Origin of the sequence: Bacillus sp. FJAT-45350, assembly GCF_002335805.1 — a bacterium.
Lineage (GTDB): Bacteria > Bacillota > Bacilli > Bacillales > NISU01 > FJAT-45350.
In genome coordinates this window covers 1584480-1604337 of record NZ_NISU01000001.1, presented here as the reverse complement: position 1 = coordinate 1604337, position 19858 = coordinate 1584480, and the positions used below count along the sequence as shown (strand labels likewise).

The window sequence follows — 19858 nt, the reverse complement described above, 5'->3', positions numbered from 1 at the left end:
AGTTTACATAATGAAGGAAACGAACAGTATACAAACGAATAAAGGTGATTGGAAGGAATTTTGGTGGCTCATTAAACAGACTAACCCGCCTTATCGGTTATTAATTATTGCTTTTATCTTGAGTTTAATTCAGACAGCGGCAGGATTATTGATCCCATGGTTTACAAAAGATTTAATTGATGTCCTCACAACAGATTCTTTGAGCTTTCAGCTAATCGGTATTCTTATAACGGTTTTTATAGTTCAAATTATTACCTTAGGATTTTCAATTTATTTATTAGGACTAATCGGGCAAAGAATTGTTGCCAACCTGAGAAAGTTATTATGGGAAAAAGTGCTTTCATTACCGATACCATTTTACGATAAATCGAGGTCAGGTGAAACAATTAGTCGAATTACTAATGATACAACAACAATCATGAATGTTTTATCCAATCAAGTCGTAAATTTCTTAACAAGCATAGTTGCAATTGTTGGAGCTGTGATTATCTTACTATACATTGATTTAAAAATGACACTTATGATTTTACTATCAGTTCCTGTCATGACGTTAATTGTCATACCAGTCGGAAGAAAATTAAGGCGTATCGCAAAGGCAGCTCAAGAACGAATGGCTGGCTTTACGGCACTTATCTCACAAATGCTTTCCGAAATCCGTTTAGTTAAAGCATATGGTACAGAAAAGAAAGAGCAAGAGAGTGGAAATGACGATATTGAAAAACTGTTCAGTTATGGGGTAAAAGAAGCAAAAATTCAAGCTACCCTCATGCCTTTACTTAGACTGACTCTCAATGTTGTATTTATCATTATTATTGCCTATGGTGTTTTCAGAATGGCTAATGGTGATATAACAGCAGGGGAACTAGTCGCATTCATTTTGTACTTATTTCAAATAGTGATCCCATTCAGTCGTATCGCGGAATTTTTTACTAGCATACAAAAAGCTAGAGGAGCAACAGATAGAATCTTAACGATTTTACATGAAGATTCCGAGGTGTATGAGCGTCAACGCTCTTATGAAAGTGGCCAGCATTCAATTGAGTTTAACTGCGTTTCCTTTACATATGGAAAAGACCCTATTCTTCATAATGTTTCGTTAACGATTCCTTATGGAAAAGTCACTGCCATTGTAGGGCCTAGTGGCAGTGGAAAGACGACGCTTTTTTCCTTAATTGAACGGTTTTACACTCCTGTTAAAGGAGAAATAACGGTAAATGGTGAGTCGCTAACGAACTTTCATTTACATGATTGGCGTGGTAAGCTAGGCTATGTATCTCAGGAAAATCCTTTATTAGCTGGGACGATTATTGATAATATAACCTACGGGATATCAAGAGATATTACAAAAGAAGAAGTAATGTGGGCTGCAGAAATGGCAAATGCCCATTCCTTTATTGAAAAGCTTCCTGAACAATACGAAACAGAGATAGGAGAAAGGGGAATTAAGCTATCTGGTGGACAACGCCAACGAGTAGCGATAGCCCGAGCCTTCCTAAGAAATCCAGCCTATTTATTACTTGATGAAGCTACATCAGCACTCGATTCCCAATCTGAACGAATTGTTCAAAAGGCACTAGATAAACTTATGGAAAATCGGACAACCGTCGTTGTTGCTCATCGTTTATCTACGGTAATTCATGCCGATCAGATTATTGTTTTAGAAGAAGGGGAAGTAACAGGGGTAGGTACGCATGGAGAGTTAGTAGAAACGCATTCTCTATACCGAAAATTAGTGGAAGAGCAATTTTTATCATCTACATGATTAAGAGCTAGAGAGGGGAATAACAATGGAAATTAACAATATATTAGTTTCAAGTGGTATTTATGATGAAATTAAAGATATTATCGAGAAAAAGAATATAAATAAGCAATTTAAGTACTTACCTGAAAATGAAGTCACTAAAGAGCATTTATCATGGGCAGATGCCTTTGTCTCTTTTAGACCGAGCCCTTCTTTTTCATTTGAAAATATTAAATGGGTACATTCGATAGGCGCAGGGGTTGATGGCTTTCTTTATAACAAAGAATGGAAAGAGGATGTTTTACTAACAAGAACTGTTTGTTCGTTTGGTCAGCGGATTAGTGAATATTGTTTGAGCTACATATTACGTGACATCCAGCTTCATAGAAAGTTTCAACGATTGCAAACAGAGAAAAAGTGGACACCGATCGCTCCGAAATTATTAAACGAACAAAAGGTCATTATTTACGGAACTGGTGTAATTGGACAGGAGGTTGGTCAATTACTAACTTCTCTAGGTCTTGAAGTGTATGGTGTATCACAAAGCGGAAAGCAAAAAGATGGATTCCATAGCGTCCTAACAATTGATAATGAATTCTCTGTACTAAAAGAAATGAATTACGTTATTAATACATTACCTTTAACGGCTGAAACAGAAGGGTTATTTAACAAAAAGAGATTTAATCATTTTTCAAGGGCTGTCTTTATTAATATTGGTAGAGGGCAATCGGTTGAGGAAACAGCCCTCATTGACGCACTTGACAATAAGGATGTAAAATCAGCAGTTCTTGATGTCTTTCCGGAAGAGCCTTTACCAGTAGAGAGCCAATTGTGGGAACGTGAGGATGTTTTCATTACACCTCATATCTCAGCCGTTACTACACCTGAAGAAGCAGTCGATTGCTTTATTGAGACTTTAGAAAAGATAGAGAAAGGTGAACCACTCTCTAATAAAGTTGATGTTAAGAAAGGGTTTTAAATAAATGAAAGGACGTTCACTATGAAGACTCATAGTAAACGTCCTTTTTTCATGGTTTAGGAAATTAAAAAATACTTAAGTTGTGGATAAGTGAAAGCTTATTCAAAGAAGGGCAATGGCTCCGCGCACTACGCGTATAGCGTCAAGAAACCCACTTGTCACTATACTAAACAGGTAGTGGCTCCGCACATTGCATCAAACAAATACCGCTTTTGCGGTTTTGTTCTGTAACACTACATATTAAATTACTTCATATTTTTTATGAGCTAAAACTGTTTTTGTTGGTTTCCCATTTGCTTCTCTTTTATCTAGTTCAATAGCTGATGAATTGTTGTATACAGCAATGATAGTTCCTTTTTCACCTTTAAAGTCACCTTCAGTAATTTGTATAGCATCTCCTGGTTGGACTGAGATTTCCATTTCCTCTGTCATATGTATCACTTCCTTTTTCTAATATATTTTGCTTGCTTATTCTTCCTAATAGTTCGAAAAACCATTCAGAATAACAGCTAGTATAATTTTATCTTAAGCTCTATTCCTTCTAGTACTTCCTTGGCTTTGTCCTTATCAAGGTCAAACTGTAAGTCGTTAAACTCAAAGCATCCAAGTTCCGGAATATCGCAAATGATTTTAGATAGCTTTTTGCTTAGGAATGAAGTTTCTTTACCGGCAATTAGCTTTTTCTTGTAACGGTTAAACTTAGGATCAAGGTCCTCAATTCCTTCGTAAAGATTTTCAATTGAGGTATATTGTTGAATGAGTGGAAGAGCAGACTTTTCACCAACACCTGGACAGCCAGGAATGTTGTCGCTTTTATCTCCTAGTAATGCTTTTACATCAACCCATTGTTCGGGAGTGATTTCATATTCAGTTTGAAAGTGATCAACCGAATAAGTCACTTCGCCCTTTTTACCCGCGATAATTTGCGAGACGTTTTTATCTAGTAACTGTAATAAGTCCTTATCATTACTATATATATAACAAGACTCATCAATCTCCTTCGACCATTTACAAGCAAGAGTACCAATAGCGTCATCTGCTTCATAAGGTGGAGTAACAAGCTGTTTAATACCAATAGCGTCAAGTATCTTTGTACAAGTTTCATACTGCTGAATTAGGGGAGGCGGTAGCTCAGATCGAGTCTCTTTATAAAAATCATGTTCCAATCGTCTGATTGATTCCTCGCGTTTAACATCCCATGCTACAGCTAAATGAGAGATTTCATGCTCACTTATCAAATTAAATAATTTTTGAAAAAAGACACTTAATCCATTCGTATATAATCCATCACTGTTTTTTGATAACTGGTCTTCATCTCTTCCGTATGAAGTGGCAAAATAACCTCGACTTAATAAATTAAAGCCATCAATGAGTAGTAGTTTTTTTTTGTCCAAATAAAAATCTCCTTTTTAACTTCTGTGACTATTTATTTTACCATGTTTTACTGCTTGATTTCATGTAAAAAATAATTTTTTGAATTATAAATGATTTCCTGAAATTTGAGGAAAATCAAGCGAATGTAATTACCAAATAATAACATGAGGAACAATCACAGAATTAGGGATACTAAGAAAGAATCGAAAGGAGGAGAAGTTTATGGCATTAGAATGGTTTGATCGGGTATGCGCAGAGCTTCAAGATTATCTGGAGTCTATTTGTGAGGAGTATGATGAGTTAGCTCATATGACGATAAATAGAGCAGCGAAGCACCCAAGTATAGACTTCTTCGTTGAGAATGAAGAAGATGAAAGGGAATATTTCAATACATTATTCTTCGACCCAAATAATGAAGAATTTTATGTTGAGGAATTTGACACACTTGGAGAACAAACGACACGAATTATACTTAATGATTTTGAGGATATTGTAGAAGACGTACATGAGGCTTTCCACGAATTTATGGGTGACGAAGATGCATTAGTTTACGAAGATGGTGAACTGGTTGATGAGTTAGATGAAGAAGAATACTTAGAAGAAGATGATTATGATGACGACGAAGATGACGATGAAGAAATTTATGAAGAGATTGTTGATGTTGACTGGACAAGTCCCGAAGTATTAGCGTATTCCTACATGGAAGAAGTAGAGGTTGCTTATCAATTCGGTATTGTACAAGATACTGGTGATGGTGTCCTTCGTAGAGTAAATCGTATTATGACCGAAGAAGACGAAATGATAGAAGATGAAACTAACTTCATCTTTAGCAAAGAAGAAGCGGGAACGATCATGGAATTAATTGAAAATAATATCGACTTAATGGACGGATTTGACGAAAGACAATAATTTCAACACACAAAAAATGGGGTCACCAAGAAACATCTTATAGGAGAGCACGGTAGAAGTCCAAGGGTAGAGTATTCAAGAAAAAGTAAGGGCTCCAGCCTGCTATGAGTAAACCCACTCATAGCAGGTTTTTTTTAAAAGAGGCAACGGCCTCGCGCATTACTTCGACAAGGCCACTAAAAAAGTGAAAATCACACTTTTTTTAGTGACCTCCTCATAGCGGTGAGTCTTTATTAAACAAGTGAAAGGAGGCGTATGATGAATAAGGTTGGCAAATATGCAAGAGGTGAGTCTATTAATGAAATAGAACTATTAAAAATGGTTCTCGAGCTCACAGAGAAAGAAAAAATGAGGATGTGGGCATATGGATATATTGACGACGTGATAGACAAGCTTCCAGATTACGGTAAAGATATACTAGAAAAAAGAAGAGACGTGTGGGAAGAGGAGAAGGAGTATGTAAGACAAACTGTAGAGGGGTTTCTAACAAATCGTGAATTACAAGTTAAAGCACAGGGCGAAAGGAAAAAACTTGCCTTGTTTATTATGAAAAACTTCTCAGAATATAAATCACTACTCTTTACTTATATTGATAAGAATGCTATTTCAGATGAGGATATTAGAAAGTTCATTTATCGAAAGAGATACCCAGTTAAGAAAAAACATTTATACTTAAATGCCGTACAAGAGTAATTTGATTGACTACTCAAGTACGGCAGTTTTTGGTGGCTTAGCAGGAAATTAAAAAATACTAAAGCTGTGGATAAATGAAAGCTTATTAAACAAAAGACAGCTTTGCGGATTTTGTTCTTGCATTACATTCTAGAAAGATCTGAATTTTTAATCCAGCCTCTTGCTCGTAATGCCTTGACAAGATGGTTTATTCCAACCATATATGACGCTTGGCGCATCGTAATATCCTTTTCTTTCATTGCTAATACATTATCAAAGGCACTGACCATCTTTTCTTCTAGCTTTTGATTAATTTCTTCTTCCTTCCAATAGTAATTCATCGTATTCTGTACCCATTCAAAATAAGAAACAGTTACACCACCTGCATTACATAAAATATCTGGAATAACAAACACACCATTCTCATTTAAAATTTTATCGCCCTCTGGAGTTGTAGGACCGTTAGCAGCTTCTGCTACAATTTTCGCTTTTATTAACGGGGCTGTTTTCGCTGTAATTTGATTTTCAAGTGCTGCTGGAATTAATATATCTATAGGAAGGGCAAACATTTCCTCATTCGTAATTGGTTTAATATTTGGATACTCTGTTAGTTTCTTACCACCAGACTTAAAGTCCATTAATTCAGGGATATTAAAGCCTTCCTCTGAATAGATTCCGCCATCTGCATCTGTAATAGCAACGATCTTCACACCTAGTTCATGTAAAAATTTTGCTGTCATACTTCCGACATTACCGAACCCTTGAATAGCAGCTGTTGATTGGCTAAGGTCAATATTTAATTCCATCGCCGCTTCTTTAATAGTAATAACAACCCCTCGTCCAGTTGCTTCGAATCTTCCTTCTGACCCACCAACTATAATTGGTTTTCCGGTAAGGATTCCAGGGATATTATAACCTCTTAATTTGTCATACTCATCTAACATCCAACCCATAATTTCTGGGTTTGTATTGATATCAGGAGCAGGAATGTCTTTTTCAGGACCAATAATCGGCGTAATTTTACGAATATAGCTCCTACTTAAATCTTCTAGCTCACGTTCCGTTAACTCATTAGGGTTTACTATAACCCCACCTTTACCGCCACCTAAGGGAAGTCCTAGGATAGCAGATTTTAGCGTCATCCAAATAGATAAAGCCTTAACCTCTCCAAGATTGACAGACGGATGAAAACGAATTCCACCTTTTGCAGGACCAAGTACATCCATATGTTGAGAGCGGTAGCCAGTAAAGTTTTTAATTTCACCAGACTCCATTCGTACCGGAATTGACACTTCCATTACTCTCATAGGCTTCTTTAGGATTTCATATATATTTCTATCTAAATTTAATGCGGTTACTGTCTCTTCTAAAAGCTCTTTCACAATATCATAAGGGTTCTTATGAGGGTGGGTTAATATATCTGCTTCTATTTTGTGCTTATCAATCTCCATAAACATGTCCTCCAAAAATAGTTATTGTATTGTGTATTCTTCCAAGTAATCATCTTATTATGTAAAATATGTAATAAATGAATTGGCAGAATATGAGGCTAAGAATAACATGCATGAGCTGAATTTATTGTAAAGAAGGAATATGTTAAACAAGCAATCAATAAAGAGGGTTTTATCATTTTAGATGTTCGCTCACCAGCTGAATATAAAGGAGAAGACGTACGTGCAAAACGAGGTGGACACATTCCTTCAGCTGTAAACTACGAATGGATTAATGTAATAGATGACGAGAATATTCCACATTTTCGTAGGTCTAATGAAATACAAAAAGAGCTAATGGAACTCGGTATAACAAATGAGAAAATTATCATTATTTATTGTCAAACACCTGTACGCTCTGCACATATGTATTTCACGTTGCGCTTGTTAGGATATCATGATATACGTGTATATGAAGGCTCGTGGGCAGAATGGGGAAATGATTCGACCACTCCAATAGAAAATCCTTCATTAGGGAGGGGAATATCGTGTTTACTGGAAGTTATATACCTAGCTGGTTTTACGGACTAGCTATTGTCTTTTTGGTTATCTTTCTTATATTTGCTTTTAAAAAATAATGGTTCACGTATTTTTTAACTTGTAAAAATTGTATAACTACTAAAAGGAAGAGGCAGGCCTCATCCTTTTAGTAGTTACCTTACTTTAATCCGAGACAACAACAAGGCTGAGAATGAAAACATCCCTGCAAGAACAATGGCGATACCTTTAAATGTAAGAAAGCTCGCTAATAAACCTCCAAATGCGGCTCCATTAAGTAAAACAAACGTATATAAGCTAATAGCGAGTGCCCGTTGATTACCTCCGAACCTTCCCATTAACCTAATAATATACGGAAAAACTGTACTAATTCCAGCAACAAAGAACACAGATAATATCACTAAAAAGAGTTGGCTGTCTGCTAATAACATAATTATAAAAATGCTAGTGAGTGCAGTGTAAAGAACAATAATTGTTTTTCTTGCATCATCTATCGTTGTTTTCGCTGTATAAATAAGGGCAGCAATAATGCCGAGTAAGCCTATCGAGCGGATGACAAGCATGTCTTTTTCACCTAATCCAAATTCATTAGCAAAATAACCACCTATCGCTGAATAAAATGCAACGAAGCTTAGTAACAATGGAAAAGTCGCTATACAACAAACGATAATTTCTTTCTTTCGTAAAAGGGAAAACATAGTACCCCAGCTACTCACTAACGAAACAGTTGGATCTGTATCAACTTTTTCTTTAGGCAAAGAGGTAAACGATACGAACGCAATAACGAGATAAATACAAGCAAACAGGATAAAAACAAATTGCCATTGAAAAAATAGTTGAATGACTCCACTAGCTACCTGACCAACAACAGCCGCTAAAAGAAAACCACCGTTAATAAGAGTTAGAGCGACTGTTAACTGTCTCCCTTGAAATAAAGCAAAGGAATATAGATAAGCTACTGGAGCAAAGGAAGCAGCAACAAACCCTTGCAGTCCTCGTATTGTGAAAAAGGCTTGAAATGAAGTAGCAAATCCCAACGATATTGTCACAAGAGCTGTACATATTAACCCAACAATCAACATTTTTTTATAGCCATAACGCTGTGACAACGGACCAAATGTAATTAACCCAAATGAATAAACAAAAGTAAAGATTGATGAAGCAACAAACACTTCCTGAATCGAGTGATTGTAACTAGTTGCTATTGAAGGGATAAGAGGAATTAATATATAAATATTTGAAACAACAAATATGGCTGTAATCGTTAAAATAGAGATTGGCAATAGCGCAAGCCTTTTGTTCTTTTCATGTAAACGTATTTGCTCCATAGAAACACTCCTTTCCACTAGAATTGTATGTTTTACAACATGTACAATTTCTCTTTTTCGTTTCAGAACATAAGTGAAAATCACACTTTTTTTGTAGCCTTGACTTGCAATTATTGCTTTTTTGTTGTATTATTAAATTTAGTACTTATGAACAGATGTGTTTAAAGATAATTAACAGTGCACATAGATATTTATTGTAAAGTCATATAGGCATCCTCAGGAAGCTTTAAGTTATCCCTTATTTCAATGGCACGGTCAAGGAACCGTAACGATGAAAGAGAGGCAGGGCTTTCGTTATTTAAGGTTTTTAAAGAAGAGTGTTGAGATATTACCACGGCAGGATTTGAAGTAAAATATTATCATAAGACTTATATAATCAAGGCGCGTCATCACGGATTCGTCTTTTTATTATGCAAAAAAAGCGCATTGGAAAAGTGACAAATAGATGATTCAAGAAGCGGTAATGGCTTCGCACGTTGCAACTTTAAGGGGACTGAAAAAGTGAAAACCACACTTTTTCAGTCCCCTTTCTCACTCGTGCTTAGCTTTTTCTAATTGTTCAATTTGAGTCGTAAGTGAATCAATTCGGTCGATAAATGTACCCGTCCAAAACAGAATAATGATAATCGAAAAGATAATTAATAGAAGTGCTCTTTTTCGACTTGAAGCCATACCGGGCATATTTTTGAATACCTTAGAAAATTGGAATAGAAATCCAACAATAATAAAAGAAAGTAGAGGTATCCCCATTGATACTAATGTTTGAAGTGAACGAATATTATATTGTAGCTGGAATAGCTCTCCAGCTACATAGTCCTCTTTGTTAAATGTATAGATTTCCTTATTAATAGTCCCTCGTTCAACAAACAAAGCTTCATTTGTATCCTCAAAGGTAAAGCTACCTGGATATAGATTAAATAACCCAATTGGGATATATAGGGTCATCAAGATGATAAAGTACGTAATTGCTATTCTTGTCCATGCTTGCGGTTCTTTCTTTGTCAATCCAATTCTTCCTCTCTAAAGCGAGAATTAAGAAGGCACTGAAAAAAATTTTTTCAGTGCCTCGATGTCAGTTTTCTTATATTATAAAGGTAGTTGGTAAGAAATGAAACTCATTAAGGATGACATACAATCTCTCCAGCTTGCTTACTGTAATCAATCGATACATCAAAATTATGCTTTTCATAGAAATGTACTAATCGATCGAGATGGTCCCAATCACGTTTCGCAATATCACCTTTAATATATTGAATGTTTTGTTCACGAGCAACATCTTTAAGGAAGTTCATACAAATTGAGCCATAGCCTTTATTTTCTTCCCCTTTAATGTCCCCAATATGAATGGTGTTATCGTCTGAATATACTGCCTGAATTGAAAAATCCCAAGAACCACGGTACGCAGTTTCACAGTCATTCAACATAACCTTACATGAATAACCATCGTCGAATACTGAGACGATAACCCATTTGTCATCATTTGTTTGGTCAATCCCTAACACTTGATGCTTCTTCGCAATTTCTTTCATATTATCTTGCATTCTATAAAGCTGAAATTCTAACTCTTCTTTATCTTTTAAGATCTCTTCTTTGTCTTGTTTTTCAATTACATTTGTAGAAAACATGATCCTATCCTTTCTGTTAAATGCAATGCATTCCTATGGTAAATCAAACAAATATTGATTTTACTAGAGTTTTCTAGTGCTTGCAAATGGTATGATGGTATATATTCTATTCAAATGATGAGAAATCGTGAGGAAAGTAGATATAAACGAATATAAGCTTTTATTATGAAGATAGATTGGGTATTGTAAGGAAAAAGAGCCCATCGAAAAGTGAAAAACACTTTTTCGATGGACTCTCCTCTTAAATTGCTATTTCGTTCATTGTAAATACTGTTAAATATCAGAATAGAGAATACCTAGGGGTCCATCAAAATCGATGATAGAATCTAATTCGTACAGCGGAATTGGAAAGATAGGAAAGCCCATTGGACGAGGGCCTATTTCATATCGTTGAAAATAAATGACTAATGTCTTATCAGCAAGATAAAATTCTTGGTTCGGTTTAATTCCTTGAAACTCTTCATATAATGGGAGATTTCTATCCTCAATCTGTTTTTTTACTATCCGAGAAATTTCAGCTTCATAATGACTGTTAGGTTTAAATAACTCTCCTAAAGAATAGATTTTTCCCGTTCTTAGACCTGATGTCATTGATGTGAGGTGTTCAACAGGGTGTGCCATTGTATATTTCATTGCAGAATTGCTTAACGTTAAACTAAGAATACCTCTTTGGTTATTTTTAATTTCATAGCCACCTACCAAATTTGTTTTCCCGATTTCAAAATATCCTTGCTGATTCACTAGCTGAAATAATTGTTCAACCTCATGTACAATTTCACTATTAAGTTTATGCTGAATGTGAAAATTAATTGGCCAACTAATTTGTGGATACGTAATTGAAAGTTGAGGTGCTGTGATAATTTTACTTTCAACTGGTATAGGTAATTGATAATAATTCATTCTTGATATCCTCTCTACTCGTTTCTTATATCATATGGAGAGGGGTAGGCGTTTGTTCCCTTTTACGACAGACTTTCAATCCCTGTACGGTATGACTTTGGATAATGATTTTTCCTTATTGACCCTGTTTGTATCGTAAAATCGATTGACTCATTAACATGTTTATAGTCCCAAACCTTTCTTGTAAATGGACAGTAAATTTGTCTAGGTGGTACCATGGGTACAATGTCTTCTGTGTTAACATAACGAATACTAAAGGGAACAAATGAGTTATATTTTTCACTAAACTGTTTATTTCCAACACGAGGACTGCCATAGTTATACATAATAGTTTCCTTAAAAGGTGAATTAGCAGAAACATCAAGTGCGTGTAATGTAGCTATCGCAGCCCCTAAACTGTGCCCAGTTATATAGAGGTTTTTCTCTTTAGATAAGGTTTCGTACGTTCTCATAATAACGTCTCTACATGAATCATAAATCGAGAGGAATCCATGGTGGACATGCCCACCGTCGTTTGTATAAGGATAAGGATTTTGAAAAACTTCACAATCTGCAATCCAATCTGTGTCAGATTGTGTCCCCCTAAAAGCAGTAATAACTGCATCATTCGATTCTAAGATAAAACCAAACCATTCAGGATGACCATTGGGTACACCTTTGAACGTTTGAACTAAACGGAATCCATCTGGTACATGGAAGTACCCATCATGTTTATATTGCTTATAGGTTAAATTACAAATATCAAGTAAGGATAAAGCGAGCTTTTTATTAAAATAAGGTAGAATTTTCATATGATTATCTCCTTGTTACATAATGTTGTTTTTAAAATTGAACAACCTCGTTTGCCTAGTTACTTTTTACTTATATTTATTCGATGAAAAAGAAAGGGGTGTCTAATTTGCCAAGATTTATAGACCTTGGAATTCGAACCGAAACCGTGAAAACATTAGAAGCATTGGACATTACTGAACCGACACCAATACAAGAAAAAGCTATTCCATTATTGTTAGAAGGAAAAGATGTAATTGCTCAGGCTCAAACAGGAACAGGGAAAACTCTCGCCTTCCTTTTACCGATATTAGAAAGAATCGATCCAGCCAGCTCTGAAGTACAGGCACTGATTGTTTCTCCAACGAGAGAGTTAGCGTTACAAATAACAACTGAAGTGAATAAGTTGCTTGCAGAGTTTGAAGATGTACATGCCTTAGCTGTATATGGAGGCCAGGATGTCATTCATCAAATCAGCATGCTTAATCGAAAAACACAAATCATTGTTAGTACACCTGGTCGTTTGTTAGATCATATGCGAAGAGGGACAATTCATTTAGATAATGTGACTATGCTTGTTCTTGATGAAGCTGATTTAATGCTTCACTTTGGCTTTAGTAATGAAGTGGAGGAGATTATTAACCAAACATCTAAAAGCCGACAAACGATGCTATTCTCAGCGACAATGCCAACTGAAGTACGGGAGCTTGCACGAAATTATATGTATTATCCAGAACAAGTATCGATACAAAAAACAAACATTACATTAGATGAAATTCATCAGCTTGTCGTAGAGACAACGGACCGTACGAAACAATCAACATTACGTAAATTACTCGATGAATACAAACCGAAGCTCGCAATGATTTTCTGTCGAACGAAAAGAAGAGCCAAAACATTACAAGAAGCACTTCAAGTTCATGGTTATAATTCAGAAGAACTTCATGGAGATCTATCACAAGCAAAGCGTGAAGAAGTGATGAAGCGTTTTCGTGAAGGGCAAATTAATTTACTCGTTGCAACTGATGTAGCAGCACGAGGACTAGATGTTGAAGGAGTTACCCATGTTTTTAATTACGATATCCCCCAAGATGTTGAAAGCTATATCCACCGAATAGGAAGAACTGGAAGAGCGGGAGATGAAGGGGTAGCACTAACTTTAGTCGCTTCAAAGGATCGGCAAAGCTTACAAATGATCGAAGCAGGAATTAAACAAAAATTAAAAATAAAGGAGATTACAACTTCAAAAGCTCCTTATTCAGAAAAGAATAGTACAGAAAAAAGTGATAAATATCGTCCAAGACGAGGGAACCGACAAACTGATTCAAAAAAAGAAAAGCCACATTTATCTTCTAAAAATACTAGGAAGCACAAACGAACACGAACACGATAACAGATAATAAGAGGAGGAAATAGAGTGAATGGACAACAACGAAAGAATATCCAACCTGGAATAGCGGTTGATATCGTCTTAAAAAAAGACCAACGTACTGGAGCAACAACGCGAGGAATTGTGAAAGACATCCTCACGAATTCACCAAATCACCCTCATGGGATAAAAGTACGTTTGCAAGATGGACAAGTTGGAAGAGTAAAGAACATCCATTAACAATGGAATACATTACCATTATGCCCACTACATACATTACCTTCCTTTGGAAAAAGTAGTAAAGGTAACTTTTAGTATATGAGGAGGAGCGTATGAAAAAGTGGGCTTTATTTTGGATCATAATTGGTTTTATCGGAGTGACGGTCATTGGTGTTTTTATTGTGGAGCCTGAAATAACCACCATGCCTCGTAGGGTAGATGTCATAAATAATGAAACAAGTCCAATAGGGGTAGGGACGAGCTATGACCTTTGGGGTGAGACAATACGTGAAGAAGAGCTAACCTCAAATGGACTAGGTGCACTAGGAATGCATGCCCTTTCTCCAGAAAACGGGGCAGTGATGGTCGATGAAGCATTTATCGATCTTGGAAGAGATGTTTTTTATAAAGAAACGTTTGAAAATGAAGAGTTTCTAACAGATATTCTCGGAATCTTAGATGGGCCAATTACGATTACAAATGTCGCTAAAGCAATTCTAGAGCTTAGAGGTGGACATACAGATAATCTTCGCGTTGAATTAGCAGAAGATATTACAATAGGTGACCGGACATACAAAAAAGGGGAGAAAGTCGATACTGGATTAGATGTTCCTAAAGGAGCTTTAACTCCACTGGGGATGCCAGTAAAATTTTCAGAAGGACGTTTAAAAGCCGGAGTAACTTGTGCAGCTTGTCATGCAACAGTTGATAGAGATACTGGGCGTGTTATTGAAGGCGCCCCAAATCTGAATTTTAACGGTGGTTTATTGCTAGCAATGGCATCGAATTCAGCTGCATATTTTACAAATACAGATGTTGATATGGATAAGCTGAAGGAATACATTACGGAGAACTCTAAAACAATGATAGCTTCAAACGGGGAAGAGGTAAAGCTACCTGACCCAGAAATGCTAGAAGCTGCTGTCGATGAAATGCTTATAAAATGGCCAGCAGGAAATTTTGACTCTACAATGGACCTAGTCAATAACCCAGCACAAATTCCTGATTCTTTTACACTAGGGGACCATCCGTATGGCTGGAATGGATTTGCTGGAATAGGACCATTTAATGGTTTAAGCGTTCTTAATAATAATGTTCATGCTCAAAACTCAGATATTTTAGCACAAGCAGAGCAAAGTGATGAATTGTTTGATATTGATAAGGAGCTTTTTATTGGTACGATTCTCCAAAATGCAGCAAACGAAAACTATCGTTATAAGCCACAGGAAGGTGTTGGCGCTTCTCATTTTATGTCTATGATTGATGATAATCCTGACGTGCCAGGTGTGAATGAAATGGTGAAGCCCCCAACCTTCCCAAAAGTGTCAATGTTTTCACCAAACGGGACAGTTATTAATTCACCAGGCTTTCGCTTTGCTGAACAAATTAATGCAATGTCAGCCTATCAAAATTCCCTTGTACCACCGACATATGAAATTGATGAAGAGACAAGGGCTGCTGGACGCGAGGTTTATAATCGAGCAGGGTGTATAAGCTGCCACGCCGGTGCAGGCTATACAAACCATCAGGTAATATCACAAAAGGACATAAAAACAGAGCCTTCAAGAGCAGAGGCATTTCAAGATTTGCCTAAACTTCTAGAGGAACCGTATATCTATTCCTTTGATACAACTGTTCCAATTAGAGAAGGCGCAAAGGTAATACGAATACCGACAGATCATATAGACGAAGAACAAAAACAACTTATTTTTGCACAAGACCCCGATAAAGCTGGTGGCTATAAAACAAAGGGTTTAATTGGTTTAGCTTGGTCAGCGCCTTATTTACATGATGGGGGAGTCGCTGTTGGACCAAATATCGAAACTGATCTAGGTATTCCAAATACGTTAGACAAGGCAATTAATCCTGACCCATACAATAGCTTGCGAGCATTACTAGACAAAGATCTTAGACAAAAAGTTATCGCAGCAAATGAACAAGCACCTCACTTAAAGGAAGTGCACGTTCAAGGAATAGGGCATGAATATTGGGTTGATGAGACCACAGGCTTTACTCAGGAAGAACAGGACGCGTTAATTGAATACTTGCTTTCATTGACGAGAGTAGAAGAAGAATAAAGTAATTCATGGCTCAGACTAGTTTGTCTGGGTCATTTTAAATGGTTTGAGGACAGCGGGGCAAGGTCAACGCTATTGACAATTCATCCGTCAAACCGTTATCATTATCAATAATGATAACGGTTTGTTGTAAGGGAGTACTTAAAATGAAAAAAATCGCAGACTTACTATTACACCCAGTAAGAATGAGTATCATCCAAGCACTAGTAAAACGAAATTTGACTGTTCAGGAACTAATGGAATGGTTGCCTGATATTCCGCAAGCTACATTATATCGTCATCTAAACACATTAAAAGACAATGACATTATTATAATTGTTGATGAAAAAAAAGTGCGAGGTGCTTATGAAAGAACCTATTCATTGCATCCAAAAAAGACGCATTTATCTGCTGAAGAGCTTAACTCTGTAGATAAAGAAGACCACCTACAATTCTTCATTACTTACATGACGAATCTAATCTCATCTACTGAAGCATACTTGGAAAGCGAAGAAATCCAGATGGAGAAGGATGGATTTGGTTATACTCAAGTCGATTTGTATTTAAATGACGAGGAGCTGCTAGCATTTCAACAAGAAGTAGGTACTGTTCTACAAAAATATATTAAGAACGAACCAGCCACTAATCGGAGAAAAAGAACACTCGCTACAGTATTAATTCCTGAGAAGAAGGGACGACAAAATGAATAAATTTCTAAAGTATTTTTTACTGCTCATCTCGGTTATCTTTCAACTAGGTGCGATTATTTCTATTTTTATTCAACCGTCAAAAGTCGTCTTATTTGCCTGTATTTATCTTCTGGCACTCGTGTTGTTACTAGTTGTCTTTATAGTCGAAAGAAGAAAAGAGAAAAAGGAGGAAGATGATTATGTTAATCGTGACTACTGAACAAATCGTAAATAAAGAAATTAAAGAAGTATATGGGTATGTAAAAGGAAGTACGATTCGAGCAAAGCATATCGGTAACGACATTATGGCTTCATTAAAAGGGATCGTAGGTGGAGAAATTAAAGAATATGGTGCAATGTTAGACGAAGCACGCCAAGTGGCTGTAAGTCGAATGGTTAAGGATGCAGAAGAAAAAGGAGCAAATGCTATCGTTGCATTCCGATTACAAACCTCAACTGTCATGAGTGGGGCATCAGAAATTGTCGCCTATGGTACGGCAGTCCGTATTTAATCTTTCTTTTTAAGCATCCTATATATGAATAGATACATGAAAGGATGACATAAAGATGGATAATACACTAGGCTATTTGCGAGAATCTCTTTCCAATTATACAGATGACGACCAAGAACTAGGAAATCAAATTTATAAAAAATTAGAGCAAAAATCTTATCAAAATGAAGAAGACTTTATAAAAGACTTAAACGACATTGAAATGCACTATCTAAATAAAGTCGTATCAATCGAATTACACCACGCCCAACAAGAACAAGACGAAAAACGGGTGAAAGAATTAAATGAAGTTTATGAGTTGTTGTTTTAAGAGTACGTTACAAAAGGTCTGTTTTCACCTTTTGTAACGTACTTGTAGCAATGAGCGTAGCCACTACCTTTCTTTAAGACCAATAAAAAGTGGTGTTCTTTTTATTGGTCGCGTAGTGTGCGAAGCCATTGATCTACTTTGAGTAAACTCAGGCTATATTTGAGCTAAAAATTCACTTACTTCTCCCCATCATTCACCTTCGACTTAGAATTTGCCGTTCGATTTCCACTAGCAAACTCATAGGAAGCTTCAAATTGGGTTTTGTTCGCATCTACACTGTAAACTTCATAGCTTTCACCGCGATGACCAGTATCCTCAGTTTTGTTTTTACTCATACGAAGTCCTCCTTTCATCAGAACTCTTGCTTATTTTCCCCGACTATAACCTATAAATTCAGTTCAATTGCAGTTGATAATTAAATCATGATACTATCTTTTTATAAAAAGAAAGTTCGAGGATAACAAAATGGAGAACGTAGGGTTAGTTTTAGAAGGGGGAGGCATGCGTGGACTATATACAGCAGGTGTCCTTGAGTATTTTTTAGAGCAGGAATTATTTTTTCCTTATGTAGTTGGGGTTTCAGCTGGAGCTTGTATGGCAGCTACATACTTATCACGTCAAAAAGGTCGGAATAAAAAGGTGAACACTGGGCTTGTTCATGACCCACGGTATTTGTCCTACAGAAATCTTTTTACGAAAAGACAGCTATTTGGTATGGATTTTTTATTTGATGAAATTCCGAATAAAGTAGTCCCTTTTGATTTTGATACGTTCTTAAATGGAAAAGAACGCTTTAGTGTAGGAACAACGGATTGTTACACAGGAGAAGCTACATATTTTGAAAAGAACGAGCATGGAGATAATATGTTACAAATCATAAGAGCGTCAAGTTCGTTACCTTTTATCGCGCCACCTGTGCATTATGATGGGAAAGTGCTTCTTGATGGGGGATTAATTGATCCGATACCAATAAGGAAATCGCAAATGGAAGGCTTTAACAAAAATGTCGTTATCATGACGAAAGCGGAAGATTTTCAAAGGAAGCCTACTAAACTAGCTTCACTAGCAAACTTTTTTTACCGTTCCTATCCAACAATCTCAGGTTTACTGCAAACTAGACATGAGGTATACAATGAAACATTAAGTTTTCTTAAAAAGGAAGAGGAACAGGGGAGCACATTCATCATTCAACCTAGTATTGAATTACCAGTCAGTCCAATTGAACGTAATCAAAAAAAATTGATAGATCTTTATGAACTAGGGTATGAGGATGCTAAGAAGCAGTGGGGTGAATTAACTAAGTGGATAAGTTCATAACAAAATATGGGCAACGGCTCACTACGTCTACCAACAAGAAACTGGCTTGCTGGTAGACTAACATAGTAGTGGCGCGCATATTGCTTATAAGAAAATTCTCTTCATACTATTTTACTACTTACCCTAAGTCAACAGTTTCGTTGAAGTCTACAAGAACAACCTCAGTTGAATGATCACTTAATCGCTCTTTTAACTCAACACCTTGGCTGGTCATTGCATCAATGATTGGGAAGTTTTGCTTTAATGCATCATATACTTCCTTGCTTTCACTGTTTTCTCTAGTAGGGAATGTATGTAATGGCACAACTTTCTTTACGTTTAGTAAGTTTCTAACTGCATAGTCTGATTCACGAACTCCCATAGTTAAGAAATCACCTACAGATAGTAAAGCGATTTCAGGTTTATAGCAATCCTGAATAACTTCCATCTCTTTTGTTAATCCAGTATCTCCAGAAACATAAATCGTTGGCTCATCAGCGCATTCAATAATGTAACCGCATGCAACACCAGCATAAACAGGTACACCTTGAGTTTCTTTATAGCTACTCGTATGCTGTGCGTATACCATAGTAATTGAAACGTCCCCAAGAGCCACTGTTCCACCGAAGTTCATTGGAATGACTTGTCCAAAACCTTCGCCCATGAATTGTAATGCAAGCTCATATTGAGCAATAACAGGAATGCTTGCATTAGCTTCTTTCACTTTGCCCATTCCTTCTGTGTGGTCAAAGTGACCATGCGTTAATACAACCGCATTAATTGTTGAGAAATCAAGCTCTTTGTAAACTGAGTTCATCCCAATAAACGGGTCAAATAACATCGTAAACCCTTTCTTTGTTTCTAAAGTGAACATTGCATGACCTAAACGTGTGATTTTCATTTAAATAACACTCTCCCCTTAACATTTTATATCTACCTCTTTAGTGGTTAAAACTACTAATCTAGTAAGGTTTTAACTGTAAAATATTCTAACATAACACCAGTCGAAGTAACAATGTTTGTGTAAAAAGTATATGTAGAAAATATCCTTTACTATTAAAAAAGAAGAGGGGGATCCCAAAAGATAGTTTTATCTTTTGGGATCCCCCCTAAGTAATGGAC

At 36.3% G+C, this 19858-nt stretch carries 23 protein-coding genes; 13 read left to right on the top strand and 10 right to left on the bottom strand.

What is annotated here, in order from left to right; all coding sequences use genetic code 11:
* Positions 1-10 precede the first annotated feature (10 nt).
* Positions 11-1762: an ABC transporter ATP-binding protein gene (locus CD003_RS08190; RefSeq protein ID WP_096200651.1), complete on the top strand. Its 1752-nt coding sequence runs from the start codon at positions 11-13 to the stop codon at positions 1760-1762.
* Between the two features lie 25 nt (positions 1763-1787).
* Complete coding sequence (locus CD003_RS08185; RefSeq protein WP_096200650.1) at positions 1788-2720, top strand: D-2-hydroxyacid dehydrogenase; 933 nt, start codon at positions 1788-1790, stop codon at positions 2718-2720.
* 240 nt (positions 2721-2960) lie between these two features.
* Here the strand turns inward: CD003_RS08185 and CD003_RS08180 are convergent, their stop codons facing one another.
* Together CD003_RS08180 and CD003_RS08175 are read right to left on the bottom strand one after the other, a co-directional pair.
* Complete coding sequence (locus CD003_RS08180; protein WP_096200649.1) at positions 2961-3152, bottom strand: DUF2187 family protein; 192 nt, start codon at positions 3150-3152, stop codon at positions 2961-2963.
* A gap of 77 nt (positions 3153-3229) precedes the next feature.
* Positions 3230-4114, bottom strand: a complete 885-nt coding sequence (locus CD003_RS08175) for a 5'-3' exonuclease (RefSeq protein ID WP_096200648.1) — start codon at positions 4112-4114, stop codon at positions 3230-3232.
* 202 nt (positions 4115-4316) lie between these two features.
* Here CD003_RS08175 and CD003_RS08170 point away from each other — a divergent pair, with 202 nt between their 5' ends.
* Entirely contained in the window at positions 4317-5003 is a 687-nt protein-coding gene (locus CD003_RS08170) for a hypothetical protein (RefSeq protein WP_096200647.1), read from the top strand.
* Positions 5004-5261: 258 nt separating this feature from the next.
* On the top strand, positions 5262-5696 hold the full coding sequence (locus CD003_RS08165) for a hypothetical protein (protein ID WP_096200646.1): 435 nt from the start codon (positions 5262-5264) through the stop codon (positions 5694-5696).
* Positions 5697-5818: 122 nt separating this feature from the next.
* On the opposite strand, the gene CD003_RS08160 is transcribed toward CD003_RS08165, so the two are convergent.
* Positions 5819-7126 (bottom strand): Glu/Leu/Phe/Val family dehydrogenase, encoded by a 1308-nt coding sequence (locus CD003_RS08160; RefSeq protein WP_096200645.1) that lies wholly within the window; start codon positions 7124-7126, stop codon positions 5819-5821.
* Between the two features lie 126 nt (positions 7127-7252).
* Between CD003_RS08160 and CD003_RS22595 the strand changes: the two genes are divergently transcribed.
* On the top strand, positions 7253-7696 hold the full coding sequence (locus CD003_RS22595; protein WP_096200644.1) for a sulfurtransferase: 444 nt from the start codon (positions 7253-7255) through the stop codon (positions 7694-7696).
* A gap of 122 nt (positions 7697-7818) precedes the next feature.
* Here the strand turns inward: CD003_RS22595 and CD003_RS08150 are convergent, their stop codons facing one another.
* The 5 genes from CD003_RS08150 to CD003_RS08130 form a co-directional block, all read right to left on the bottom strand.
* Complete coding sequence (locus tag CD003_RS08150) at positions 7819-8991, bottom strand: MFS transporter (protein WP_096200643.1); 1173 nt, start codon at positions 8989-8991, stop codon at positions 7819-7821.
* A 531-nt stretch (positions 8992-9522) separates the two neighbouring features.
* Positions 9523-9996, bottom strand: coding sequence for a hypothetical protein (locus tag CD003_RS08145; RefSeq protein WP_096200642.1), 474 nt, complete (start codon positions 9994-9996; stop codon positions 9523-9525).
* Positions 9997-10109: 113 nt separating this feature from the next.
* Positions 10110-10616 carry a GNAT family N-acetyltransferase gene (locus CD003_RS08140; protein WP_096200641.1) on the bottom strand — a complete coding sequence of 169 codons (507 nt, stop codon included), beginning with the start codon at positions 10614-10616 and terminating at the stop codon, positions 10110-10112.
* A 273-nt stretch (positions 10617-10889) separates the two neighbouring features.
* Positions 10890-11516, bottom strand: a complete 627-nt coding sequence (locus tag CD003_RS08135) for an RsiV family protein (protein WP_096200640.1) — start codon at positions 11514-11516, stop codon at positions 10890-10892.
* Between the two features lie 62 nt (positions 11517-11578).
* Positions 11579-12307 carry a lipase family protein gene (locus tag CD003_RS08130; RefSeq protein WP_096200639.1) on the bottom strand — a complete coding sequence of 243 codons (729 nt, stop codon included), beginning with the start codon at positions 12305-12307 and terminating at the stop codon, positions 11579-11581.
* A gap of 98 nt (positions 12308-12405) precedes the next feature.
* Between CD003_RS08130 and CD003_RS08125 the strand changes: the two genes are divergently transcribed.
* From CD003_RS08125 to CD003_RS08095, 7 genes are all read left to right on the top strand, one after another.
* On the top strand, positions 12406-13677 hold the full coding sequence (locus CD003_RS08125) for a DEAD/DEAH box helicase (RefSeq protein ID WP_306453945.1): 1272 nt from the start codon (positions 12406-12408) through the stop codon (positions 13675-13677).
* 24 nt (positions 13678-13701) lie between these two features.
* Positions 13702-13893, top strand: coding sequence for a YwbE family protein (locus CD003_RS08120; RefSeq protein WP_096200637.1), 192 nt, complete (start codon positions 13702-13704; stop codon positions 13891-13893).
* Between the two features lie 92 nt (positions 13894-13985).
* Positions 13986-15950: an electron transport protein gene (locus CD003_RS08115; RefSeq protein ID WP_096200636.1), complete on the top strand. Its 1965-nt coding sequence runs from the start codon at positions 13986-13988 to the stop codon at positions 15948-15950.
* Between the two features lie 146 nt (positions 15951-16096).
* Positions 16097-16639 (top strand): helix-turn-helix domain-containing protein, encoded by a 543-nt coding sequence (locus CD003_RS08110; protein ID WP_179295487.1) that lies wholly within the window; start codon positions 16097-16099, stop codon positions 16637-16639.
* Positions 16632-16838, top strand: a complete 207-nt coding sequence (locus CD003_RS08105; RefSeq protein WP_096200634.1) for a hypothetical protein — start codon at positions 16632-16634, stop codon at positions 16836-16838. The genes CD003_RS08110 and CD003_RS08105 overlap by 8 nt, the downstream gene beginning before the upstream one ends.
* On the top strand, positions 16819-17130 hold the full coding sequence (locus tag CD003_RS08100; RefSeq protein WP_096200633.1) for a heavy metal-binding domain-containing protein: 312 nt from the start codon (positions 16819-16821) through the stop codon (positions 17128-17130). The genes CD003_RS08105 and CD003_RS08100 overlap by 20 nt, the downstream gene beginning before the upstream one ends.
* Positions 17131-17185: 55 nt before the next feature.
* Positions 17186-17440 carry a sigma-G-dependent sporulation-specific acid-soluble spore protein CsgA gene (locus tag CD003_RS08095; protein ID WP_096200632.1) on the top strand — a complete coding sequence of 85 codons (255 nt, stop codon included), beginning with the start codon at positions 17186-17188 and terminating at the stop codon, positions 17438-17440.
* 176 nt (positions 17441-17616) lie between these two features.
* Here the strand turns inward: CD003_RS08095 and CD003_RS21835 are convergent, their stop codons facing one another.
* Complete coding sequence (locus tag CD003_RS21835; RefSeq protein WP_179295486.1) at positions 17617-17775, bottom strand: hypothetical protein; 159 nt, start codon at positions 17773-17775, stop codon at positions 17617-17619.
* A 130-nt stretch (positions 17776-17905) separates the two neighbouring features.
* Between CD003_RS21835 and CD003_RS08090 the strand changes: the two genes are divergently transcribed.
* Positions 17906-18757, top strand: coding sequence for a patatin-like phospholipase family protein (locus tag CD003_RS08090; protein ID WP_096200631.1), 852 nt, complete (start codon positions 17906-17908; stop codon positions 18755-18757).
* 118 nt (positions 18758-18875) lie between these two features.
* Here CD003_RS08090 and CD003_RS08085 read toward each other — a convergent pair whose 3' ends face one another.
* Positions 18876-19637 carry a metal-dependent hydrolase gene (locus tag CD003_RS08085; RefSeq protein WP_096200630.1) on the bottom strand — a complete coding sequence of 254 codons (762 nt, stop codon included), beginning with the start codon at positions 19635-19637 and terminating at the stop codon, positions 18876-18878.
* Positions 19638-19858: the final 221 nt, after the last annotated feature.